Here is a 22,219-nt window from a genome sequence, read left to right as displayed (position 1 = left end):
TCTTATTCAAAATTGTATTTGACAGCTCAGAAAGCAATTAATGATTGTACTCTTTTACTGTACTTTTACTTTCCTTCATTGTCATATTCGCGTTTACATCCTTGCGCCAGTCCTGAATTAGTTGCAACAGCTCATCTCTCTCTTTTGGTAGCTTGTCGGCAAGGTTCTCACTCTCCATGATATCATCCTCTACATTATACAGCTCCAGAGAATCTTTCAGATAAAAATCAATAAGCTTATACTTTCCCCTTCTTACTGCAGTACTATTGTAATCACCAGTTCTTAATGGTCTGGCTAAACAGTTGTGCCAGTAAATTGCCCGTTGTGGATTCGGGTTCTTTTCTCCTTTTAGTGCCCACAGAAAGCTTTGACCATCCAAATGATCCTGTGGACGCAAGCTCATTCCACTTGCCTCCAGGAAAGTGGAAAAAAAGTCTGTCCCCGTAATCAGTGCATCGCAAACGGAACCTGGTTTTGTCACTCCATTCCATTTTACAACTAAAGGAACGCGAACTCCACCTTCATACAAATGACCTTTACCGGCTCGCAATGGATAATTTGAGGTAGCCAATAGACGAACTTCCTTTCCTGTATTTGATAATCCTCCATTGTCTGAGTAAAAAACTACAATCGTATTATCCATTTTCTTGAGTTCTTCCAATGTTTTCAAAAGCCTTCCTAAGCTCTCGTCTACACTGTAAAGCATGGCAGCATATTCAGCATTGTCTTGCCTCATTTTAGTGTAACCATGACTTTCTCTGATGAATTCCGGCTGCTTAAATTCAATGGAATCCAATTTCCTTTTGAACTTTTCAATGTACTCTTTCTTTGCATGAAAAGGCTCATGCACTCCGTAATGAGACAGGAAGGCAAAAAATGGTTGATCAGGATGATTGCCTACATGTTGTTTCAAATACTCAATTGTCTCGTTGGTTAATCGGTCGGTAAGATATTCGCCTTCATGGCCATCTTCCAGTCCCAGGATAGGTGTTTTAAACTGGTGATGTGCAGGTGAATTATATGGGTAAAAGTAAGAAATAGGTGCTCCTGCATGCCCTCCCGCAATATTGTAGTCAAAACCTTGATTCTCCGGCATACTTTCTCCTCCCATCGTCAAATGCCATTTGCCAGCAAAGAATGTAGAATAGCCTGCTTCCTTCAGACCTTCAGCAACAGTTACTTCTTCCAGCTTCATTTTACCAGGTCCCGGACGGTTTATTCTTGCCGGATATTTCCCGGTCATTATAGAATAACGGGATGGCACACAACGTGGATGGCTCACATAGGCATTGGTGAATTTTACCCCCTGAGATGCCAGCCTATCCATATTTGGGGTTTCGTAAAAGTCTGATCCCAGGTAATGGGCATCCATTCCCCCCATATCATCTACCAGAAAGTAAAGGATATTGGGTTTTACTTCCTCCTGATGAACGGAACAAGATTCTGTAGCTGCCAGCCCCAGTAAGCCAGTTAATAATAGTGAGGAGTTTTTTATTCGTTTCATGATTAGATTGTTCTGGTCAGTTTTGAAATCACTCCTTGAGATGGATCTCAAAAAAAAGGTTAAAAAAAAGGAGAGGATGATGGAACAAACCATCCTCAACTCTCCTTTTACTTCATTTACTCTTACTCCTAAAAGTAAAGAGGTATCTTTCTACTAGTTTGCAAATACAGGACTTGTTTTTTTCATTACCTGGATATTGATTGCATTTAAACATCCTCTGGTATAACCTGTGGCCGGCATTGTTGATTGCACTCTCCATTGCAGGTATAGTTTATCCTGCGCCGGATCATCAATTACAAACTCCGTTTCGATATTCTTAAATCCAGTTTTATAATTATTCACGGCCCACTTATCGCTATCATCTGCAATTAGCAAGTTCCATTCTGCATCAACAAAATTGGCATTGTCAATCAACTCAGTTCTGCTATAACCGTAGTAAAAAAGTCTTTTCACACCATCCGCCTGAATTTTGGAAACTGAAGTCTCTCCAAATGAAACTTTCATTTTCCGGAAAGTACCATCCATATCAACTTCACGTAACAATGGTGCATCAATTTGAGTTGCTTTTCCAAAGTTATAACTGAAGCCATATGGTAAAAAGCCTGTACCAGGATCAGGCAAATGCTTGTAGGAAACAAATTCTGCGGCAGAGCCATTCAACATTACAGTTTCATATTCTGCAAACTGGTCATTTACAGGTCTGACTTCTTTATCTGCATATGAGGAAACATCCACATCATCAAAAGTAAAAGCCTCCCATGCGTTCACTACATTAATGGCAAACAGATCAGCATAGCCAACCTCAAAACCATCAGTATCAACTACAGTAATACTAACATTATAAGTTCCTTCAGCTAAATTGCTATCCTCGGTCAGAGTAATTTCTCCGGTAGCAGCATCAATGCTTAAACCATTGATATCAGTAGTTGCCAACTGATAAGAAAGACCTGTTCCTAAATCTTGAGTTGGCCCTCCAATGGCAGCAGTAAAACCACTCCATGAAGAAACCGATACACTAGAGAATTCGGTTCCCGCATTGGTATAAAACAGTTGAGGTTGAGAACCAACTGTGATTTCAACTAAATCTGAGAAAGTCTTCACCCCTTGATTTGTTTTTACTCTCACTGATAAATGATGTGTACCTGCTGCTACATTCTTAGTTCCTTTACTCAAAGCACCGGTATTTTCATCAATGGTAATTCCTTCAGGAGCAGAGATCAATTCGTAGCTCAAAACTTCCATTGTTTCATCATCACTTGTCACATTTACAGTTGCGAACTCTCCCAACTGACCAAAAGCAAGATCAAACTCATTGGTGCTGTATGCAATGGTAAATGGCAATTCCATGATGTCAATGGTGGCAATACTATCGAAAACAGATACTCCTCCAATGTAACCTACGCCAACGCTAAAGTAATATCTTCCTATGGCAAGCTCTGAGGCACTTTTATTTTCGGTTGTTTTAATAGAAATCTTGCCTGATTCTTCATCAATACTAAATAGCTCTTTTGAGTCACTAATATTCTCTCCACTATCGGTATGAACTCCTGCTAAACTGAAATAATAATCTCCAACATTAACATGAACGGTAGCCTCTGCAGTTTCAATTATATCTTTAGGGCCAGACATTACTGCTACATATTTGTTTAGTACTGGTTCAGGAATTTCCTTTTCAATATTGGTTAGTTCACTCGAGTCATCACAACTAACAAAGGCAAGCGTAAACATTGCTGCCATCAAACTATATGACGCTATATTTTTTTTCATTTTTCCTTTTTTTAGGTTAGTGAATGAAGGTGTGCAGATACTAGCCAAACCCATCTGCACACATTCATTTAATTTTTCAAATTCGACTAATAACCTGCGTTCTGATCTGAAGCAGAAACATTTGGATTCGAAGTAATTTCTGTAGCCGGAATTGGGAAAACCATAGTTCTTTCGTTATCCGGATACTCTACGTCTCTTAGTTTTGAAAAATCATAAGCACTGGTATTGTTATGTGCATCGATCACATGTGTCTTGAAGTATTCATATCCTCTTCTGCGAGCATTGAACCAATCATGACCTTCTCCCAACAACTCAAAGTTGTATTCTGCCATAATTGCTTCTCTGAATTGCTCCTGTGAAAGACCGCTCCAATCTGCTGGTTCTGTAGATGGCGAATCTGCTGAGTTTCTTGCACGATCCAATACCTCATTTACATACTGATAGGCATTGGCTGGACCATTCAATTCATTTTCAATCTCAGCCAACATGATCAATAAATCACTGTAACGATAGGCTACCAAGTTCATGTTTGTATTGTAATTCAAAGCCATAGGATTCTTAATGAAATACTTCGCCAGGAATGGATAACTTTTATCCTTGTTATTTCTCCCCTTAAATACTGGGTAGGTTACTTGAGGGGTCGATTTTCCTGTAGCATTAAACTTATCCCATTTGGTTTGGAAAGTAGCATCGATTCTTGGATCTCCAGCATAAGCACCTGCATGCTGATCGTACATTTCAATATTCGGCTTGATACGTCCCCAAACACTTCTTCCCAAGTTACCATTACTTGCAGTAAACAGTTGTAAATGACGTAGTGTATTCTCAACATTACCTGCAATTTCGAAAATAGACTCGGAAGTATAATTGCTGCTTTCCTCAATCCACAGGCTGCGGTAATCAGAAACCAATGAAAAGTTTCCATACACAAGAATGGCCTCATCGTAAGCTTTCTGCCAATACTCTGTTTCCGATGCTGTTTGATTTTCTGCCAAAGTCATGTATACTTTTGCCAACAACATGCTTGCAGCATAAATAGTCGGACGGCCATCAATACGCACGGCATTCAATTTTTCTTTTGCCAGGTTCGCATCAGCAATAATTTGCTCATAAAGTGCACTTGCCGGACTTAATGCTGCATTCACATTTCCACTACTTGCAGGCTCTGTACGCAATGGTGCCTTACCATACAAACGAACCAAATTAAAATAAGTAAAGGCTCTTAAGAAATATGCTTGTCCCATAAGGTCTCTCACTTCATCCTCGCCAAGGTCACTGTTGTTTAATCCAGAAATTAAATCGTTACATCTCTCAATGGTACGATAACATCCCTTCCAAACATTTTCTACATAGTTCTGAGAAGAATACGGGTTTAAGGCTGCAATATCTTTTAGGTTGTCATCCTTCCCTGTGTTATACATCCCCGATCCCAGATCTGTTAAATGATGAAAGTCTGCTCCCCAATAATTAAAATCTGCCACACTTGAATAACACCCATTTAATACGGTATTGGCACCTTCAACATCCGAGAACAAAACATCTGCTGAAGGAAATGTTGGATCTTCCTCTAGGGAACAAGCTCCAAGCAATGTCCCCACTAATACGAAAGAAAGTATATGTCTTATCTTAAAATTCATAATCTATTGTTTTTTTTGATCCTTAGAAAGTAATATTTAAACCAACCAAAAAGCTTCTAGCATTTGGAGTTCCTGTCCAATCTACCCCCATAATAGTACCATCATACATAAAGCTGGTTACCTGAGGATCATATCCTGAATAATCTGTAATGGTGAACAAATTGCGACCCGTCACATATAGATTCACCTTATTAAATCCTAGAGATTCTACTGGAAGATCATAGCCCAAAGTGATGTTACTCATTCTGAAATAGCTTCCATCTTCAACAATACGATCTGTGAATACCTCGTTCAAATCGTATCCTACTCTTGGAGCATTGTTATTCGGAGCATCAGGACGCCATGCATCGTAATAAGTACTTGCTAAAACATTCTTGCTGTTTCCTTCTGCAAAAGCAATTTCCATTGCATTTCCATTCACTACCTGATTTCCATATACACCTTCGAAAAGTGCGCTGGCAGTAAATCTCTTATAATTAAAGCTCAAGTTAAAACCGTAAGTAAAGTCAGGATTTGGATTACCAATGAAAGTTCTGTCTAATTCATTGATGTTACCGTCACCGTTTTGATCTACGAAAGCTACGTCACCGGCAGCATTTGCATTCCCCATGTAAGTTGGGCCCTGTGCAGCTTCGTCAGCACTGTGGTAAATACCGTTAGTCTTATATCCCCAAAGCATACCTACTGCTTTTCCTTCCATGAAGATATTGGCAGGAGCCTTAAAGTAAGTACCTGTCGATACATTGTTTCCTAAGTAAAATACTTCCTTAGACTCAACTCCATTGTTCCAAACTGAAGAAGGAGCCAATCCCAATTCTAATACCTTGTTTCTGTTGAAGGAAATGTGACCACCTACAGACAAAGAGATATCCTTCTTGTCCATTACAATACCGTTTACCGAAAGCTCGATCCCTTTATTTTCAATCTCTCCTCGGTTAATTGGCATGGTTGAGAAACCATTTGAAGGTCCAATCTGAATTTCCTGTAACAAGTCTTCTGTTCTCTTGTAGTAGATATCAGAAACTACGCTCAATCGGCCACCAAAGAATCCCATATCTAAACCTGCATTATACTGAGTGGTAGTCTCCCAGGTTAAGTCTGGATTGGAAATGTTAGAACCAACATTACCAATGGTAGTATTGTCGTTTACATCAGCATAGTAAACTGTAGAATAGTTTTTCAAAGTACTGTATGCATTAATGGCCTGGTTACCGGTTTGTCCCCATCCCATTCTGAATTTAAGATTTTGGAAAACATTCAAGTCTTTCACAAAATCCTCTTCAATCACACGCCATGCAAATGCTGCAGCAGGGAAATATCCATACTTGTTTCCTTTCGAGAATTTTGAAGAACCATCAGCTCTAAAACTCACAGTAAACACATACTTGTCCATCAAGCTATAGTTCACACGTCCCAGGAAGGAAAGAATAGACTCTTCTGTTGTTACCAAATCATATGGCTGTGTAATGATACGTCCAAGTTCTGGAGCTTCAATACCTAACGACTTAATTGGAAAGTCAGTCACCTCATAAACAGAAGCCTTAGCATGACTGCCATCGAAAGTTACACCTACTGTGGTATTAATTCTATGATTGTCATTCAACTTTTTGTTGTACATCAACAAGTTGTCCATAGTATATGAATAGCGGTCAAGAGTTGACATAGCCAATGCACCATTTTCTTTTTGTCCTTTAAATACACCAGTATTCCAGAATCTTGATCTGTCCTTATTTCTGTAGTCAAGACCTCCCTGAATTTTATACTTTAAGCCCTTTGTAATTTCATAAGTCAAAGAAGATGAAGCATTAATTCTAAGCTCCTTGGTTTCATCATCGTAGTCGGTTAACCATGCATATGGATTAGAAACATCCAGGTCAAGATCATCACTGTCTTCATTTTCATATCCTACAAGTGGAGTATAAGACAATACCTGCTTGGTAAAGCTTCGGTTACCACCCGACTTACTTCCTGACTGAGCAAAGCTACCATCCTGATACATCATCGATATTCTTGTATCCAACACCAACTTGTCAGTTAAATCGTTTGTCATGTTCAAACGAAGGTCACCTCTTTGAATGCGTGAAGTTTCAACAATACCTCTCTGATCAGCAAATCCAGCTGAGAAATAGTATTTTGATTTTTCACCTCTACCACTCACGGTTACACCTTCTGTATGGGTAACACCCATTTCATAAACCTCATCCTGCCAGTTTTTGTTCTCGTAAGGAGTATCAGCAATAACAGGAGTCTCTAATCCTGTATCAGGATCAGTTTTGTAAGAGATATTATAAACCTGGTCACCCTGAATATTGAAGCTAATCTTATTTCCTTCCAGCATGGCAGTTTCGTTACGATACTTTGCATAACCAACACCATCAAGCATATTCAGCTTTTTAGAAATCCATGAAAATTCCACAGAGCCATATGCATTCACCTTCGCTTTACCATCTCCTTTTTCTCCCTGCTTGGTTGTAATCAAAACTACACCATTAGCACCACGAGAACCATAGATCGCCGTTGCCGAAGCATCCTTCAAAATCTCGATACTTTCAATATCACGAGGGTTTAAACCTGTTAAACCATTTTGAGGCGATTGCAATTCATTGGCATCAGTGGAGGCATCCAATACATCCTCACCTGCAGAACTGATAATCACACCATCAACCACATACAAAGGCTCATTGTTACCGCGCAAACTATTTGTACCACGAATACGAACACTCACAGCCGCACCAGGAGAACCAGGATTTGAAATCACCTGCACACCTGAAGAACGTCCTTGTAATAATGCATCCACACTGGAATACTGTCTAGCAACGTTTTCCGACTCTTTCACCTTAGAAATAGATCCGGTTACATCACGCTTACGCACCTCACCATAACCAACAACCACAACCTCTTCCAAAGATTCCGTAGAATTCTGCAATACAATATCGATCACCTTCTGAGATCCAACTACGACCTCCTGGCTTTCAAAACCGATAAATGAATAAAGCAACACCGCTTCAGTATTGGGAACTTCAATCGTGTATTTCCCATCAATATTCGTTGTAGTCCCAACAGCTGTACCTCTTATTAATACATTTACTCCGGGTAGGGTCAACCCGTCAGCGCCGCTTACCGTTCCTGTTATTTGCGTCTGCGCAAAGGATTGCATCCCCAAAAACAGAAATAGAAGAATAATTTTAAGTCGTTTCATTGAAATTTAGATTTAATGTTAACGGTTGCTAAGTAAGATATCCCTCATCTGAAACGGGTTCAATCACAGTTCTAAAACCTTAACTTACCGTTCAAGCCACTACTTTCCAACATATCAACAAAGCTCTTATACACTAACAATCAACAAGAAGAGACTTCCAAAAAGAGAAAACACGATTCGTCTACTCCCTTGAACTCGCCAGAGACAATTTCTCCACTTCAATAATCATTCTCCCTTGTTATTTCTAGCTTTTCTCTCTCGAATTGCCAATTACATTAGCAAATCATACACTGCCAACATGTAAGACTGATGCTATTACTAACAAATAAACGAAAATACTTCTACAAGGGTTATCTTATAGTTTGCTTATCGTTCTTTAAAGGTGTGCTGTGCGTTCTTTTCAAGCTCTTAATCCCCGACATTCACAGTCATTCGCTATATTTGTTATTAGCTTGAATAATAGAGATATTAATCAGCAATGAAAAGTGAATATCGGAATACTAGTTGGTTCCAATCATTCTTTTAAATCAAATTACTTACAAAATATCAACTTAGAAATACTATGCAAAGACGGACGATTGTAATCACAGTGCTTCTACTAGCTCTGAGCCTTACCTTAAAAGGTATGGATCTGCGCCACCTAACCATTCACAAAGGGCTTAGCAATAACATTGTTTATTCCATAGTAAAAGATTCTAAGGGATTGCTCTGGTTTGGAACCAGAAACGGAGTAGATCGGTATGACGGTTACCAATTTAAACATTACAGCCTGACTACGGAAGACCAGTTAAACTCGGAAACAAATGTGGCCAAAGCTATGTTGATAGATCAGCATGGAACTTTATGGGTGGGGACCCTGAACGGACTCTTCTCTTACGATTCTGAAAAGGATTTATACAATAGGCTTACAGGTAAGAATGAGAAGGAGATCTCCACGCTAAGAATCAATGTCATCAAACAAGATGAAAAGGGAAATATTTTAATCGGTGCAGATAATACTGCATACATTTTTAATCCCAAGGAAGACTCCTTAATTAAAATAAAAGAGATCAATACCCCGGTTCTGTCCATTTTACCCTTCGACAATAACCACTTTATTATTGGAACCAGCAACGGAATCTACAAGATCAATACGACCAGTTACAGAATCAGTCCTTTGAACGAACTGAAATTGCCAAATGTACAATTATCCAACTCCTATTGTAATTATATTTTTCAGGATCCCCATGGGCGAATCTGGTTGTGTACCATCGACCAAGGAGTGTTTATCTGGACACCTAAAACAGGGAAAATCGTAAAATGCGAAAGCCTCTCTAATACCATTGCCAAAGGAGTATGGGTCAAAAAGATCCTTGCCATAGAGAATGGGAACTACCTGGTTGGCGTAGATGGCAAAGGGGTGTATATTCTCAACGACAAGCTGGAAATAAAGGAAAGCCTTAACCACAATGAGGATGCCCCTCACTCTTTGAGCAATAACGGGGTATATGACCTGATGAAAGATGATGCCAACCGCTTTTGGGTTGCTACATATGGGGGTGGTGTGAATGTGTATGATCCCAACTTTCTTCCTTTCGAACCCATACAACATGTGGTAAACAAGCCAAACTCTTTGGGGAACAACACTGGGCGAGCAGTTCTCGAAGATTCGAATGGAAAAATCTGGTTTGGAACCAAAAAAGGGGTGAGCATTCTGGATCCCGCTACCAATAAATGGAAGCACATCTACAACAATTCAAAACAAAAGAATCTGCTGGGAAGCAATACCATTTTAACGCTGGAACAGGTCAATAAAAATGAGGTATGGATTGGTAGTTACGGTGGTGGTATCGATAAAATAAACCCGACAACAGGGAAAACCCAGGCTGTTTTTCAGAATAACGAACTAGAAAAGAATCAGGGAACCATTTACGTTTATAAATTACTAAAGGACAGGAATGACAACATTTGGATTGGTTCCATCCGTGGTCAGCTTTTAAAATATACTCCTTCTACTAAGAAGATAACTTCCTACCCTATCTACAGTGTTCAGAACATTTACGAAGGGAGAAATAATTATCTCTACCTAGGGTGCAGGGAAGGCTTTTTCCTTTTCAACAAAAACAATGGGGAATACAAAATGTTTTTACCCAACAAAGACAATCCCGATGCCATTAGCAGCAACGCATGCTTCTGCTTTTACGAAGATGAGAATGGGAAAGTCTATATCGGCACCGAGGGAGGTGGCCTGAACATATTCGACCCGAAGACCGAGAAGTTCATGCACTTTACCGAAAGCGATGGTTTACCTTCCAATACCATCTATGGCATTCTGCCTGATGATAAAGGAAGACTTTGGCTTAGCACGACCAACGGACTTTCGCTTTTCAATCCTCACAGCAAAAAGTTTGTCAACTACGATATCTCCGATGGCTTACCCATTAAGGAATTCAATTACGGGGCATCCTGCATCACCTCCAAGGGAAAGATGATTTTCGGTGGAGAAAGTGGTTTTGTATCCTTCGACCCGCTTCATATACAGAAGATTTTAATTGCTCCCAAGCTGTTCTTTACTGATTTTAAAATCTCCAATAAATCATACCCTGTTGGGGATCCCAATACTCCCTTACAAAAGCACATCGACTTAACGCAGGAGATTGAACTCGACTACCATCAAAACTCTTTCTCCTTGGATTTTGTTGGGATCAACTATACCAACCCGGTAAAAAACAGATACTCGTGGAAACTGGAGAATTTCGAAAATGAATGGACTCCAGCCTCTTCCTCGTCTACAGCTACCTATACCAACATCCCTCCTGGCACCTACACCTTTAAGGTGAGGGCAAGTAATTTGCAGGACGACTGGAATGGAAAAGAGAGACAAATCACACTGAAGGTAAATCCTCCTTACTGGCAAACCTACTGGGCGTACGGACTATACCTGATCCTGTTTTTTGGGGCAGCCAACTTTGTGTTGAAATTTATGAAAATACGCTTGCAGGAGAAGCACTCCAATGAAAAGATTCAGTTCTTTATTAATGTAGCGCACGATTTGAAAACACCGCTTACCTTGATCAAGTCGCCTCTAACAAGCCTTTCGTCAAGAGAAAACCTGTCGGAACAGGATTCTGAACTGATCTGTATGGCGCTTAAGAATGTGGATAAGCTAACCACTCACTTTACACAGCTGCTGGATTTCCAGAAGGCTGAGATGAAGAAAATGCAGCTGCAGGTGGCCAAGCACAATCTGGTAGAACATCTTTCAGAGGTATCAGCTTCATTCAAACCCTTGTTGGAAAAGAAAAGACTTCAGTTTCAACTTCTTTCATATCGCGAGGATATTGCCTTGTGGTACGACAAATTAAAATTCGATAAGATTTTCTATAACCTGATTTCCAACGCGATTAAATACACCCCTGAGGAGGGAAAAATCAGCATTTGTATTGATGTTTCAAGGACTCAGTGTACCATCAAAGTCGAGGACAGCGGGATTGGTATTCCAGAGAAACAGCAGGAAAATATCTTTAAGAGATATTACCGTGCTACCAATGCCATTAACTCCGAAGAGACTGGTAGTGGCGTTGGACTGCTGCTAGTTAGGCAATTGGTGAATGCCCATTCAGGATCGATAGGCTTTACCAGTAAAACGAATGAAGGCACCTGCTTTACCCTCAAGTTTAAACTTGACAACAAGCACTTTAAGCCTGCCGACTTCATAGAAGAACAACCAAAAGAGAAGTACATTCCGGTATTTAAAACTTCTGTTAAAGAACTGGAAGTTAGTCCGGAGGAGCAAGGACAGGAAACAGAACTTCCCGATGAGAACCTTCCTAAACTCCTGCTTGTTGAGGACAGCAAGGAGCTAAGCTCTTTCCTGAGCAATGAGCTAAGGTCGAGCTACCATATTCTGCAGGCAGGCAACGGACAGGAAGCCTTGGATTTAATTAAGGATACGGAACCCGACATCATCGTTTCGGATATCATGATGCCTGTTATGGACGGAAGGGTGTTCTGTACTCATCTGAAGAAGAATATCGAAACCTGTCACATTCCTATTATCCTGGTAACAGCCCTAACATCTTCCGATTATAAGATTGAAGGCTATGAGCTGGGTGCAGATGGATACATAGAGAAACCTTTTGACTTGCGCATTCTGAAATCGAAGATATCCAACCTGCTCAACTCTCATAAGGTACTGAAGGAAAAGTTCCTGAAACAGGAAGATACCAGCGAGCAAATCAATTACAAAAACGAACTGGACCAGGAGTTCATTCAAAAGTGTATGGATATTGTGAATGAAAACCTCGACAACTCAAGCTTTTCGGTTGAAGAGTTCAGCAAGAAATTATTCATGAGCCGTCCGGTGCTTTACAGAAAACTAAAAGCCCTGACAGATCAGTCGCCGCAGGACTTTGTGAAGATTATTCGATTAAAGAAATCGGCAGAACTTATTCGAACAGGGAAATACAGCATCAGCGAGATTGCTTATAGCACAGGATTTTCTGATCCTAAATATTTCAGCACTTCATTCAAAAAGTTTTATGGGATAAGCCCAAGTAAATATGTAAACTGATATAGTATCAATACTTAGTTTTGTGAATATGAAGATAAAAAAGAGCAATAAAAATTACTTATTGCTCTTTTTCATTCATTAAAATGACTATTCTATCACTTCAAACTTCACATGAAGAAGGTCCTCGTCCAATGATGATCCTCCGACCATGACCTTAAAACTACCTGCTTCTACTTTCCTATTCATGTCGATATCGTAAAACTCGAGCATTTTAGGCGATATTACAAATTGTAACACAGCACTCTCATTTGCATCAAGATCAACTTTTTTGAATGCTTTCAACTCCTTTACTGGTCTGGTTACAGAACTAAATTCATCACGAATGTACAGTTGTACTATTTCATCTCCTCTGCGTTTTCCTACATTACGAACCTGTACAGTAAGCAATAGTGAGTCGTTCTTATGAATCTGTTTTTTACTTAGTGTTAAATTGTCGTATTTAAATTCTGTATAACTCAAACCATATCCAAAATGAAACAAAGCACTGGTTTTATCCGATTTGTATTTATGAAAATATTGTGATGGTTTGTGGTTGTAGACAGTTTGAATCTGTCCTACATTTCGAGGAACGGAAATGGGAAGCTTTGCACTTGGATTTATTTTTCCAAATAAAATTTCAGCCAATGCTTGCCCTCCAAAACTTCCTGGCTCCCAAGCTTCTATTAGAGCTGGAGAATGATCAGCTATCCATTCAATGCCCAATGGTCTTCCATTAACCAATACCACAATAACTGGCTTCCCACTCATGTACAAAGCTTCGACCAATTGTTGCTGCTTACCGGGCAATTGGATATTCGATCGATCTGTATTTTCACCACAGGTTTTATCATCCCATTTGTACCGCATGGAATTCTCTCCTACCACTACAATGGTCAGGTCGTGATTGCGTGCCAACGAGGCTGCTTTTTTGATTTTGGCATCCTCTAATGCCAATAATGTCTCACTACAATCGTAGAAGTTCACTTTACATCTGGCAGGAGCCTCCTGCTGAATTCCCTCAAAAATGGTTGCCACATTATCCTCAGGCTGCTCGGCCGACCAGTCACCCATAATCGTCTGGTTATTGGCATTGGGTCCCGTTACCAATATCTTTCTGTATTTCTTTGTATCGATAGGCAATACCCCTTCATTCTTCAACATGACAATGGATTTTCGAGCCATATCCAACGCCGTTTGCTGATGCTCATTGGCAAAGATTTGTTCTTTTCCCTTAGCAATATCAACATATGGATTCTCAAACAAGCCCAAGCGAAATTTGGCCTCCAACAGTTTACGTACCGATTGATTAATTCTCTCCTCGGAAAGTCTTCCTTCCTCTACCAATTCCTTTACAGGTTGATGAAAGCGAGGACCGTGCATGTGCATATCCATACCGGCATCAACAGAAAGATAGCAGGCTTCCTTTTCTGTTTCGGCAACAAAATGTTGATCCACCAACCTCTCAATATCCATCCAATCACTTACGAAAAATCCATTGAAACCCATTTCATTACGCATCAATTCAGTCATAATGTGATGATTTGAATGACATGGCACACCATTCAATTCATTGTGCGCGGCCATCATAGAGAATACATTTACATCAATCGCCGCCTGATAAGGAGGAAGAAAAATTTCTCGAAGTGTTCGTTCCGAAACATCCATGGGTGCAGCGTTAAGTCCATTTACCGGTTCGCTACCAGCAATTAAATGTTTCGCACAGGCAATTACTTTATCTTCTCCGGTGAAATTATCACCTTGCATTCCCCTGATCATAGCAACGCCAAATTTTGAAACCAAATGTGGATCTTCCCCAAAAGTTTCTCCGACTCTACCCCAACGAGCATCACGAGCAATATCAATATTTGGTGTAAATGCCCATTGTGCACCCATTGCACGCATTTCAAGAGCGGTTTCGCGAGCACTTCGCTCAACAAGAGCCGGTTCCCAGGTACTTGCCATTCCTATAGGAGTTGGGTATACAGTTGCTCCAACGTTTAATGCATTTCCGTGGATAGCATCAATTCCTATTAAAACAGGAATTCTCAATCTACTTTTCCTAGCCAATTGCTGTAAATGATTAGCTTCTTCAGGTGTTTTAACATGCAAGAAAGAGCCCACCATTCCATTTCGTGTCATTTCTTCAAGCTTTTCTACCGATAAGCCAGGATAGTATCCCATTGCATCATTGTCATGTAAATCTTTTTCACTCATCACCATTTCTGCCTCCCTGATATGCTCAGGACCTACATACTGACACATTTGGGCAATTTTTTCCTCTAAAGTCATTTGGGACAACAAATTTTCCACCCTCTGATCAACAGGTAAGTTAGGATCAAGATAGTTTACTTCTCCATGATTTTTACTCTTGCACGATGAAAAAAAGCTTATACAACCAATCAAATATATTGCCAATAATTTCTTTCTGTTTCTTTTCATTATTAATACTGTTTAAATCAAAATCTAAACATAGATATTGTTGTAATATTCATGGTTTAATCTAAATTCATATAAGTTTAAACTAGGTTCATAATTTGATTTCGAGAATCACATTACATATCTGAATAACGACTGTTTAAGACACGAAAAGTTCTACTTTTCTGCTTTTCAAAAACACTTCTATATATTTGAATTTGTGCAATAAATACATGCTCATATTTAATTGAGCTGGGGGTTCGAATCCCTCATTCCGCATCACTTTCTTTTGATTATCACTCAGTTCTCTTTAATCAAACAATAATCGTCTCCTATTTATTACCTATTTCCTATAAGTAACTGAATAACAGAATAGGGTTACTTTCTGTATCGGTAAATAAACCAATCCAAATATATCATTCAGAAAGCCTCCAATTTGGGGGCTTTTTTAGTTATAACACCAACTGTTACCAAATTTTGTAGTTAGGTTTGTGCCAAACGAGCGTATAAGTCAGGAAGACATCTTAAAAAAGTTCTTCTGTCCTATAAAGAAAACCTGCTAGCACAACCATGTAGGTCACCAGCGTGAGGCTCAACTCTTCCCTTCCAAGCACATCAAAACACAATTCCTAAACTCGGTAAATTACACTCCCTTCTTCCCTATTTAGTCCAAAATCTGACGTTTCAACATCACTTGAGTGTGAAAAAAGAGACAATTTTCGCCTTATTCTTCGAGTCTACGTTAAAATTCAAATGCATCATTAAAAGTTAGATTCCTGAATATCAACTTCAAGTTCGAATTTTTGTGACATTTTCGAGTTTACGTGAAACAAGCCTTTTTTCGTATCGCCTAAGCATTTAATATTAAACCACCTGACTTAAAACGTTATTGTCCGAGAATCTCTTTTTGGTTATTTAATGCACAACACCAATAAAACTCTGATTTTTATATTCATAGGGATATTTAGTATCCTCATATTTTTTAAGCCTTACATTCTCCCTAATTACGAGCTAAAAGCTCAATTGATCCTAATTATTGGCTGTAGCTTTTGGGGTTGCTTATCATACGCATTAAGCTTTCTGGTTTTTTCTCCTCATAGTAAAAAAATATGGACCAAATGCTTAGAAATTGGCTTGTTTAGTTTGTGTTTTGCAGTAGCATGGTTATCAATTGGGCTGCATACAATCATACATGTTAATTACGTATTTGAACAATTTTACGGATACACTGATATTCCTGAACTACCTGATAACTTTTTTATCGTACTGTTTATATACATTATTGGAATTGGCCTGTTACTATACCTTATCATACACTCATTTGATATTTTCTTGAGCTTCGAAAAGCATGGAAAAAATGATACTCTTTTAAAGAAGCCAGCAAACAACAAGACAAAGCTGGGATATGCAAATTCCGAATCTAAAGTAAGATTTAAGGGAAAAAATGAAAATGAGTTTTTAGAAATCGATATTTCTCAGTTTATAGTGGCAAAATCACTTCTATCCTGCGATTTTGTCTTCTTCCTTCTTCTGTTGTGTTGTCTGCAACAGGATGATATTCTCCTCGCCCGGCGGCAATAAGACATAGAGGATTCACTTTTGAGTTGTTAATAATGTAATTGACAACAGAATGCGCTCTTTTGCTTGAGAGCTCCAAATTGTCCATAAATTTACCATTGGTTTTACAGGCTACATCATCGGTATGCCCTTCAACCAGTACATGAAATTGAGGATGGTCAATCAGAATTTTAGCAAGGTGATCGGCTGCTTTCTTTCCATCATCACTTAGTTTCCAACTGCTTGATTCAAATAAAAGATCATTGCACAAGATTAAACGAAGCCTGTTGTCTCTCTCTTCTATACTCATTTCATTTCCTATGTGCGGATAGAGCGATTTTGTAAGTGTTTCTTTTATATCCTGAAGTTCCAGATCTTTTTCTTGTAATGATTTTTGTAGAGATCTTACTTGTAGTGAATTCTTTTCTAAAGCATTTAGTTTAGTTTGCATCAGAGTCAATTGCTTTTGCATTGACTCTATTCGTGCTTTCGTTTTTAATTCTTTGGCACATGGCTGCTTCGAAATATTTATTCGCATTCCAATTCCAAAGTTGTGAGCATGTATTTTCAGGTCGCCTGAGATATTTTTAAAAGTGCCACTTCTACTATAGGTGTATTGCGAAAAAAGCGTGATCTTATTGGAAACCTGATAGGCAGTTCCAATCCCTCCTTTTAGATTATAAATGGGCGTATCGAAATCTTCTTCTCCGGTTATCTTATAAACCTGATTATTTATGGTTTGAGTAGCTTGAACCAAAAACTCGGCAGAGCCCCCTCCTGATATATAAAAGGAGAAATCTCCAGCTCTCGCAAAATTAAAATCCAAACATGCGCCAATGCCTACATAGTTAAGGTTCCATTCGTAGTAATTGTCAAGAATACGATCGCTTCCTTTGCTTCCATAGGTATTGTAATTGGCCAGAATGTTGAAAAATAAATTCTTTGAAAATATAGAATCTCTATAGCCAATATTTATAAAGCTATTAGGTACTTTTTGCAAATTAGAAAGTTTTATTCCTTCTGCATTCTTATAAGTAAAGCTCGTTAATGATTTTCAAGCCTCAACACTAATTTCCTGACCTTTAACAAAGCTGACAATTGTTAAAAGGAATACAATGGGTAGAATTTTTTTCATACTTATCGTTTTATTAGGGTAGCTGTGTAACTTTTACTCTCGTATATCATTTTCAAGATATAAGTCCCACTTAGAACTTCATTCATAGGCAAGTTGATCTGTTGAGAATCGTATATCTTTTGAAGCATAACCACTCTTCCATTGATATCCGTTACAGATAGCAATATTTCACCTATTATTGGTTCATTAATATTGATGCTAATGGAATGTCGGAAAGGATTCGGATATACTATTGCCTTTAGTTCATTCTCAGTAGGAATAGGCACAATTTGAGCGGAAAGCAAAGGTTGTTGAAAGCCATTTCTAAGCACAAAACCTTTTTTTGATTTGCCACCTATAATACTTGATTGTCCAACACTGTAACAAATACTATATACTCCAGATTTGGTACTAATCATTTCTGAAGCTCCGGAAAGTCCGGTTGTGGAGCGAATCAAGACTTTCTTTTTATTTGCATTTTCATCATCAATAAATGCTTCAAGTTGTGATGGTGAAGAAATTAGTTTTAGGGGATAAAGGAGCATAAAACTCACCCCGATTAGAATTAGTCGATTTCTCATTTTTGTGGCTTTAAAGGTTTAATATTCAATTGAAAAGCAAAGGCGTTATTTCATTTCATATTCACTCTCCAGAACTTTTATTATTGTTTCGGTTTAATAGCAAAGCCGTTGAAACACCAGCCAATACCAATTTCATTTCTTCATCCAAGTCTGGTCTCATCCACACCCTGCCATTGTTGATTGTTTCAACTGCTGCAATTGTTTTATCATTCAGTAGAAATTCATAGCCTTCAGGATCAATTTGGAAAATTTTGCTTTTGGAAATAAATGCTGGTTTAATTATTATTTTCTGCTGAGGACTAAAGTTTACAAAACCTTTGGCTTTGGGCTTAAAAACTTCATCGCTGAAATACACTACAAAATCCCGCAGTATAAAAGTATTTTTGCAATATAGGGTTCCGGCAAAATAATTTTTTGACTTCAGATCATAAGACAAAAACTCACCAAACATTGGCATTTCTTTGTTCAAGTACACAGAAACACATTCTACCTGTAAACATTTCTCATTCTGACAGAACTGGGTAAAGCTGAAAATCTCTTCAGAACTTTCGAAGCTTATTTTCATGAATCCAGATTTTCTTTTTTCTTCATTTAAACTCTCATGAACTTTACTGGTAGAAAAATCTCCAAATTCAATTACCTTATCTTTAAATGATAAGTCATTGTTTCCTGTCACAAGCATTGGACTGGTTGATTGTTCCAGATCTTCATTTATAATTACTTCAGCTATCTTACACTGTATAAGTGTGAAGCAAAGAAATAATAAGATCAAACTTAAAATTTGTATGGATCGTTTCATTTTCAATGTCTTTTACAATTCATTACGTCTTCCAGTTCGTTCACGGTGATTGAATGTGTAGAACCTATATGTCAGGTAAAAAATAAATACCAAAATCATTGAAATACATTACCAATTTGATATAACTCTGAATCCGGACCAAGGCTTATAGAACCTAAACTATTACTAGAAAATACAGATCCAGCAATACTAATTTTATTCGATTCAAACTTTGGGGAAGTAAGCCTGAATCCATAACCCATATTTCTAGTAAATGAACAACTACTAAAAATTAATGATTGTACTCCAGTTCCTGTACCTAAAGAAGTGTGAGATAGAAAACATCCATGGCTTTGATTGTCAGAGATAATTAAATTTTGGAATTTTAAATCCTTAGAATGACGGGCAAAGACCCCAACATCTCCATTATTACGGATGGTACCATTAGAAAACTGTACTTGTTTCAAGTCATTGTCCAAACTTAATCCTGCTGCATTATTGTAGTTACAGAAAAAATCCGACACAATAATATCCTCACTGGCATAAAGGGCAATGCCATCAAAGTAGTTATGATGGAAAGATGATTTGTTGATATAAATGATTTTGGAGTGCCAACTTACTACTACTCCTCCACTCCTGGCATGATGAATATCCATTTCGGAAATATGAAGGTCGGTTACAGCTCTAACATCGATTCCATTGTTCCTGATCCAAGGGCGGTTGGGATCTATTTCAGAATCCTGAGCTGACATATTCCCATCTATTTCGAGAACTTTTACACTTATATTTTCAATGGGTACGCTTGGATTTTCTTCATCACTACCAATTAAAATCACTGGTTGGTTGACACCAGCTGCCAATCGTAGCAATGTGCCCATTTCTCCAGAAAGAGATATGTTTGACCGATCGATATGAATTCCTTCATCAAGAGAGTAAGTTCCTGCTCTTACAAAAACACTTCCTCCATCAGCTGGCAACATGTCTATGGCTGTTTGAATATCTTCTTCATCATCAGGAACAATAAATGTAGGTGAATTACCCATATCACCCTTTTTACCTTCTGGACCTTCCGGGCCAATGGGGCCTTGTTCACAATCGCAATCACAACAAGCAAACAAAAAGAGAGAAAAACAGAACGCAAGTAAGAATCTAAAATCGAAGTAGCGTGTGTGCAGATTCATGATTTCGTTAATTAAGAAACTAATGTCAATGCCAAATAGAAAAATCGTCTATTCAGTGTAAAATAGATAAGTAGGAATTCTAATCAATTCCACAATAATCTATTGACCAAAAAATCCGTAATGAAATAGATGCTTAAAATTAATTAGCATCCTATATGAGAGTTGTGTAGTGGCACAATAGTTTTTTTTTTAAAATCACCCTTTAAATCTTTCAGTTCTGAACAAACTGAATAACTTTTTATTGGAAGAATAAGTTACAAAGTCATTTATCCATACAAAACAAACAATTCTCATTATAACATTTGAATAGTTAAAAATGTAATTTAAGTTGTTGAAATTGGGTGGTGAATGGAATTATTTAAATAGAAAATAAGAATATCAGGTTCTTATTTAATTGACATTTCCTTCATAAAGTCTTTTAATCTGCCTCTTGATATAGAAACCTCAAATCGTTTTCCATTTTTAAGGAGGATACATTTTCGAGTTTTAACCTCTATGTCAGAAAGATAATCGAGATTTATAATGGTTTGCCTATCCACTTGTAAAAAATCATCTGAAGGTAGTAATTCGAGGATTCTCTTTAAAGTACAACAACCTGCTATGATCTCATGCCTATTTCCATCATAATAAATTTGAACATGTTCAGGTGATGACACATTTTTCTTAAAATAAAGCACATTGCTTAATTTAATATGCTTAAACCCTGTAATTGATGGAAGTAGTACCCTACTATTTTTATGGACCTTATGAATTAGGGTCTTTATTTCATCAATTTTACTATCATTTTTTTGCATGTTGATATATCGCTGTATTGCCATATCCAATTTTTCCGCATTAATAGGTTTAATAATACAATCAACAGCATTGTAATGAAGCGCTTCTATTAGATATTCTTTGCCTTTTGTGGTAAATACAATTTTAGGATGGTCAAAATAATTCTTTAGCAGCTCAGAAAATATATCAAAACCACTTAAATTGGACATTTCTATCGATAGAAATACTAAATCAGGCTTATGGCAAATTATCTTTTTTATACCATTATTAGATTCAGTAGCTTCACCAATTATCTCAATGTCCTTATATTCTGATAACAATATCTTCAAATCATCAATAAATAATTGATGATCATCAACTATTATTGTGCGTATCATTATCTTTGTTTATGATTTATAAAACAAAAAGCACACAAAATGCAAATACACTGATAATCTTTGTATTAGTTTGTGATTTACAAAATCTAAATTAGAATATTTTTCATTTCTGATCAAATAAATTATATAATTCAAATGCCCCCCACTAATACAATTAAAACAACTAAATAATTTAACGAAATTATTTTTGCATCATGAAATTATACTTTAATAAGAAATATATATGCTGTTTAAACAAACTGGATTCTATTTTTATTCTTAAATTTGAATATAGGTGTTGGTCATTCAATGATTCTTTGAAAATATGAGTATTTCTATTTCTTTACAATAACTAACCTATTTCTTGTTTCTTCATTGCTTATTCCTTGCGTTTAAGGATATTCTTAGATCCTGTATCGAGTAAATAAACCAATCCAAATATATCATTCGAAAGCCTCCAAATTGGGGACTTTTTTAGTTATAACACCAACTGTTACCAAATTTTGTAGTTAAGTTTATGCCAAGCGAGCATATAAGTCAGGAAAGCATCTTAAAAAAGTTCTTCTGTCCAATAAGGAAACTTTGCTGGTACGAGCTACAAGCTCACACCAGCTTGGGGTGCTTTTTTGCTGTAATTCGTTTCCTGTTCTTATTTAAATGTCAATCAGTTTTATTGGCCTTTACAAACTTATTGAATGTAAAAATGTAAATCGTTACAATTAATAAGATTACCCCATAAAGAATCCATAAAGTCCAGCTCATTTCGAAAAAACTTTTTATAATATTCCAAATGACTAAACATAGTACAAAAGTGAGTGCTACGAA

11 protein-coding genes are annotated in these 22,219 nt (G+C 37.6%); 1 reads left to right on the top strand and 10 read right to left on the bottom strand.

Translation table 11 applies throughout. The annotated features are described in order from the left end of the window. Positions 1 to 37: 37 nt before the first annotated feature. The 4 genes from ACKPCA_RS05090 to ACKPCA_RS05075 all read right to left on the bottom strand — a co-directional run bounded on the left by ACKPCA_RS05090 (position 38) and on the right by ACKPCA_RS05075 (position 8,107). Entirely contained in the window at positions 38 to 1,504 is a 1,467-nt protein-coding gene (locus ACKPCA_RS05090; RefSeq protein ID WP_321281756.1) for a sulfatase, read from the bottom strand. Positions 1,505 to 1,657: 153 nt separating this feature from the next. Beyond that, positions 1,658 to 3,271, bottom strand: a complete 1,614-nt coding sequence (locus ACKPCA_RS05085) for a putative Ig domain-containing protein (RefSeq protein WP_321281755.1) — start codon at positions 3,269 to 3,271, stop codon at positions 1,658 to 1,660. An 86-nt stretch (positions 3,272 to 3,357) separates the two neighbouring features. Next, on the bottom strand, positions 3,358 to 4,908 hold the full coding sequence (locus ACKPCA_RS05080; protein ID WP_321281754.1) for a RagB/SusD family nutrient uptake outer membrane protein: 1,551 nt from the start codon (positions 4,906 to 4,908) through the stop codon (positions 3,358 to 3,360). A 22-nt stretch (positions 4,909 to 4,930) separates the two neighbouring features. After that, a complete protein-coding gene (locus ACKPCA_RS05075) occupies positions 4,931 to 8,107 on the bottom strand; it encodes a SusC/RagA family TonB-linked outer membrane protein (RefSeq protein WP_321281753.1) in 3,177 nt (1,058 codons plus the stop codon). Between the two features lie 562 nt (positions 8,108 to 8,669). On the opposite strand from ACKPCA_RS05075, the gene ACKPCA_RS05070 reads away from it, so the two are divergent. After that, positions 8,670 to 12,659 (top strand): two-component regulator propeller domain-containing protein, encoded by a 3,990-nt coding sequence (locus ACKPCA_RS05070; protein WP_321281752.1) that lies wholly within the window; start codon positions 8,670 to 8,672, stop codon positions 12,657 to 12,659. A gap of 87 nt (positions 12,660 to 12,746) precedes the next feature. On the opposite strand, the gene ACKPCA_RS05065 is transcribed toward ACKPCA_RS05070, so the two are convergent. The 6 genes from ACKPCA_RS05065 to ACKPCA_RS05040 all read right to left on the bottom strand — a co-directional run bounded on the left by ACKPCA_RS05065 (position 12,747) and on the right by ACKPCA_RS05040 (position 21,415). Beyond that, positions 12,747 to 15,077, bottom strand: a complete 2,331-nt coding sequence (locus tag ACKPCA_RS05065) for a glycoside hydrolase family 3 N-terminal domain-containing protein (RefSeq protein ID WP_321281751.1) — start codon at positions 15,075 to 15,077, stop codon at positions 12,747 to 12,749. 1,456 nt (positions 15,078 to 16,533) lie between these two features. Continuing rightward, a complete protein-coding gene (locus tag ACKPCA_RS05060) occupies positions 16,534 to 17,610 on the bottom strand; it encodes an OmpA family protein (protein ID WP_321281750.1) in 1,077 nt (358 codons plus the stop codon). 137 nt (positions 17,611 to 17,747) lie between these two features. Further along, positions 17,748 to 18,305: a T9SS type A sorting domain-containing protein gene (locus ACKPCA_RS05055; RefSeq protein ID WP_321281749.1), complete on the bottom strand. Its 558-nt coding sequence runs from the start codon at positions 18,303 to 18,305 to the stop codon at positions 17,748 to 17,750. Between the two features lie 61 nt (positions 18,306 to 18,366). Then, positions 18,367 to 19,104 (bottom strand): hypothetical protein, encoded by a 738-nt coding sequence (locus ACKPCA_RS05050; protein ID WP_321281748.1) that lies wholly within the window; start codon positions 19,102 to 19,104, stop codon positions 18,367 to 18,369. A gap of 95 nt (positions 19,105 to 19,199) precedes the next feature. After that, positions 19,200 to 20,264: a right-handed parallel beta-helix repeat-containing protein gene (locus tag ACKPCA_RS05045; protein WP_321281747.1), complete on the bottom strand. Its 1,065-nt coding sequence runs from the start codon at positions 20,262 to 20,264 to the stop codon at positions 19,200 to 19,202. 386 nt (positions 20,265 to 20,650) lie between these two features. Next, positions 20,651 to 21,415 carry a LytR/AlgR family response regulator transcription factor gene (locus tag ACKPCA_RS05040; RefSeq protein ID WP_321281746.1) on the bottom strand — a complete coding sequence of 255 codons (765 nt, stop codon included), beginning with the start codon at positions 21,413 to 21,415 and terminating at the stop codon, positions 20,651 to 20,653. Positions 21,416 to 22,219: the final 804 nt, after the last annotated feature.

This window comes from Marinifilum fragile, assembly GCF_963677365.1.
In the GTDB taxonomy this organism is placed as follows: Bacteria; Bacteroidota; Bacteroidia; order Bacteroidales; family Marinifilaceae; genus Marinifilum; species Marinifilum fragile.
This window is presented reverse-complemented; position numbering and strand designations above follow the sequence as displayed.

Excerpts from the sequence above, each read along its gene's own strand:
- ACKPCA_RS05090 (WP_321281756.1), bottom strand. The coding sequence starts at position 1,504 with ATGAAACGAATAAAAAACTCCTCACTATTATTAACTGGCTTACTGGGG.
- ACKPCA_RS05085 (WP_321281755.1), bottom strand. The coding sequence starts at position 3,271 with ATGAAAAAAAATATAGCGTCATATAGTTTGATGGCAGCAATGTTTACG.
- ACKPCA_RS05080 (WP_321281754.1), bottom strand. The coding sequence starts at position 4,908 with ATGAATTTTAAGATAAGACATATACTTTCTTTCGTATTAGTGGGGACA.
- ACKPCA_RS05075 (WP_321281753.1), bottom strand. The coding sequence starts at position 8,107 with ATGAAACGACTTAAAATTATTCTTCTATTTCTGTTTTTGGGGATGCAA.
- ACKPCA_RS05070 (WP_321281752.1), top strand. The coding sequence starts at position 8,670 with ATGCAAAGACGGACGATTGTAATCACAGTGCTTCTACTAGCTCTGAGC.
- ACKPCA_RS05065 (WP_321281751.1), bottom strand. The coding sequence starts at position 15,077 with ATGAAAAGAAACAGAAAGAAATTATTGGCAATATATTTGATTGGTTGT.
- ACKPCA_RS05055 (WP_321281749.1), bottom strand. The coding sequence starts at position 18,305 with ATGAGAAATCGACTAATTCTAATCGGGGTGAGTTTTATGCTCCTTTAT.
- ACKPCA_RS05050 (WP_321281748.1), bottom strand. The coding sequence starts at position 19,104 with ATGAAACGATCCATACAAATTTTAAGTTTGATCTTATTATTTCTTTGC.
- ACKPCA_RS05045 (WP_321281747.1), bottom strand. The coding sequence starts at position 20,264 with ATGAATCTGCACACACGCTACTTCGATTTTAGATTCTTACTTGCGTTC.
- ACKPCA_RS05040 (WP_321281746.1), bottom strand. The coding sequence starts at position 21,415 with ATGATACGCACAATAATAGTTGATGATCATCAATTATTTATTGATGAT.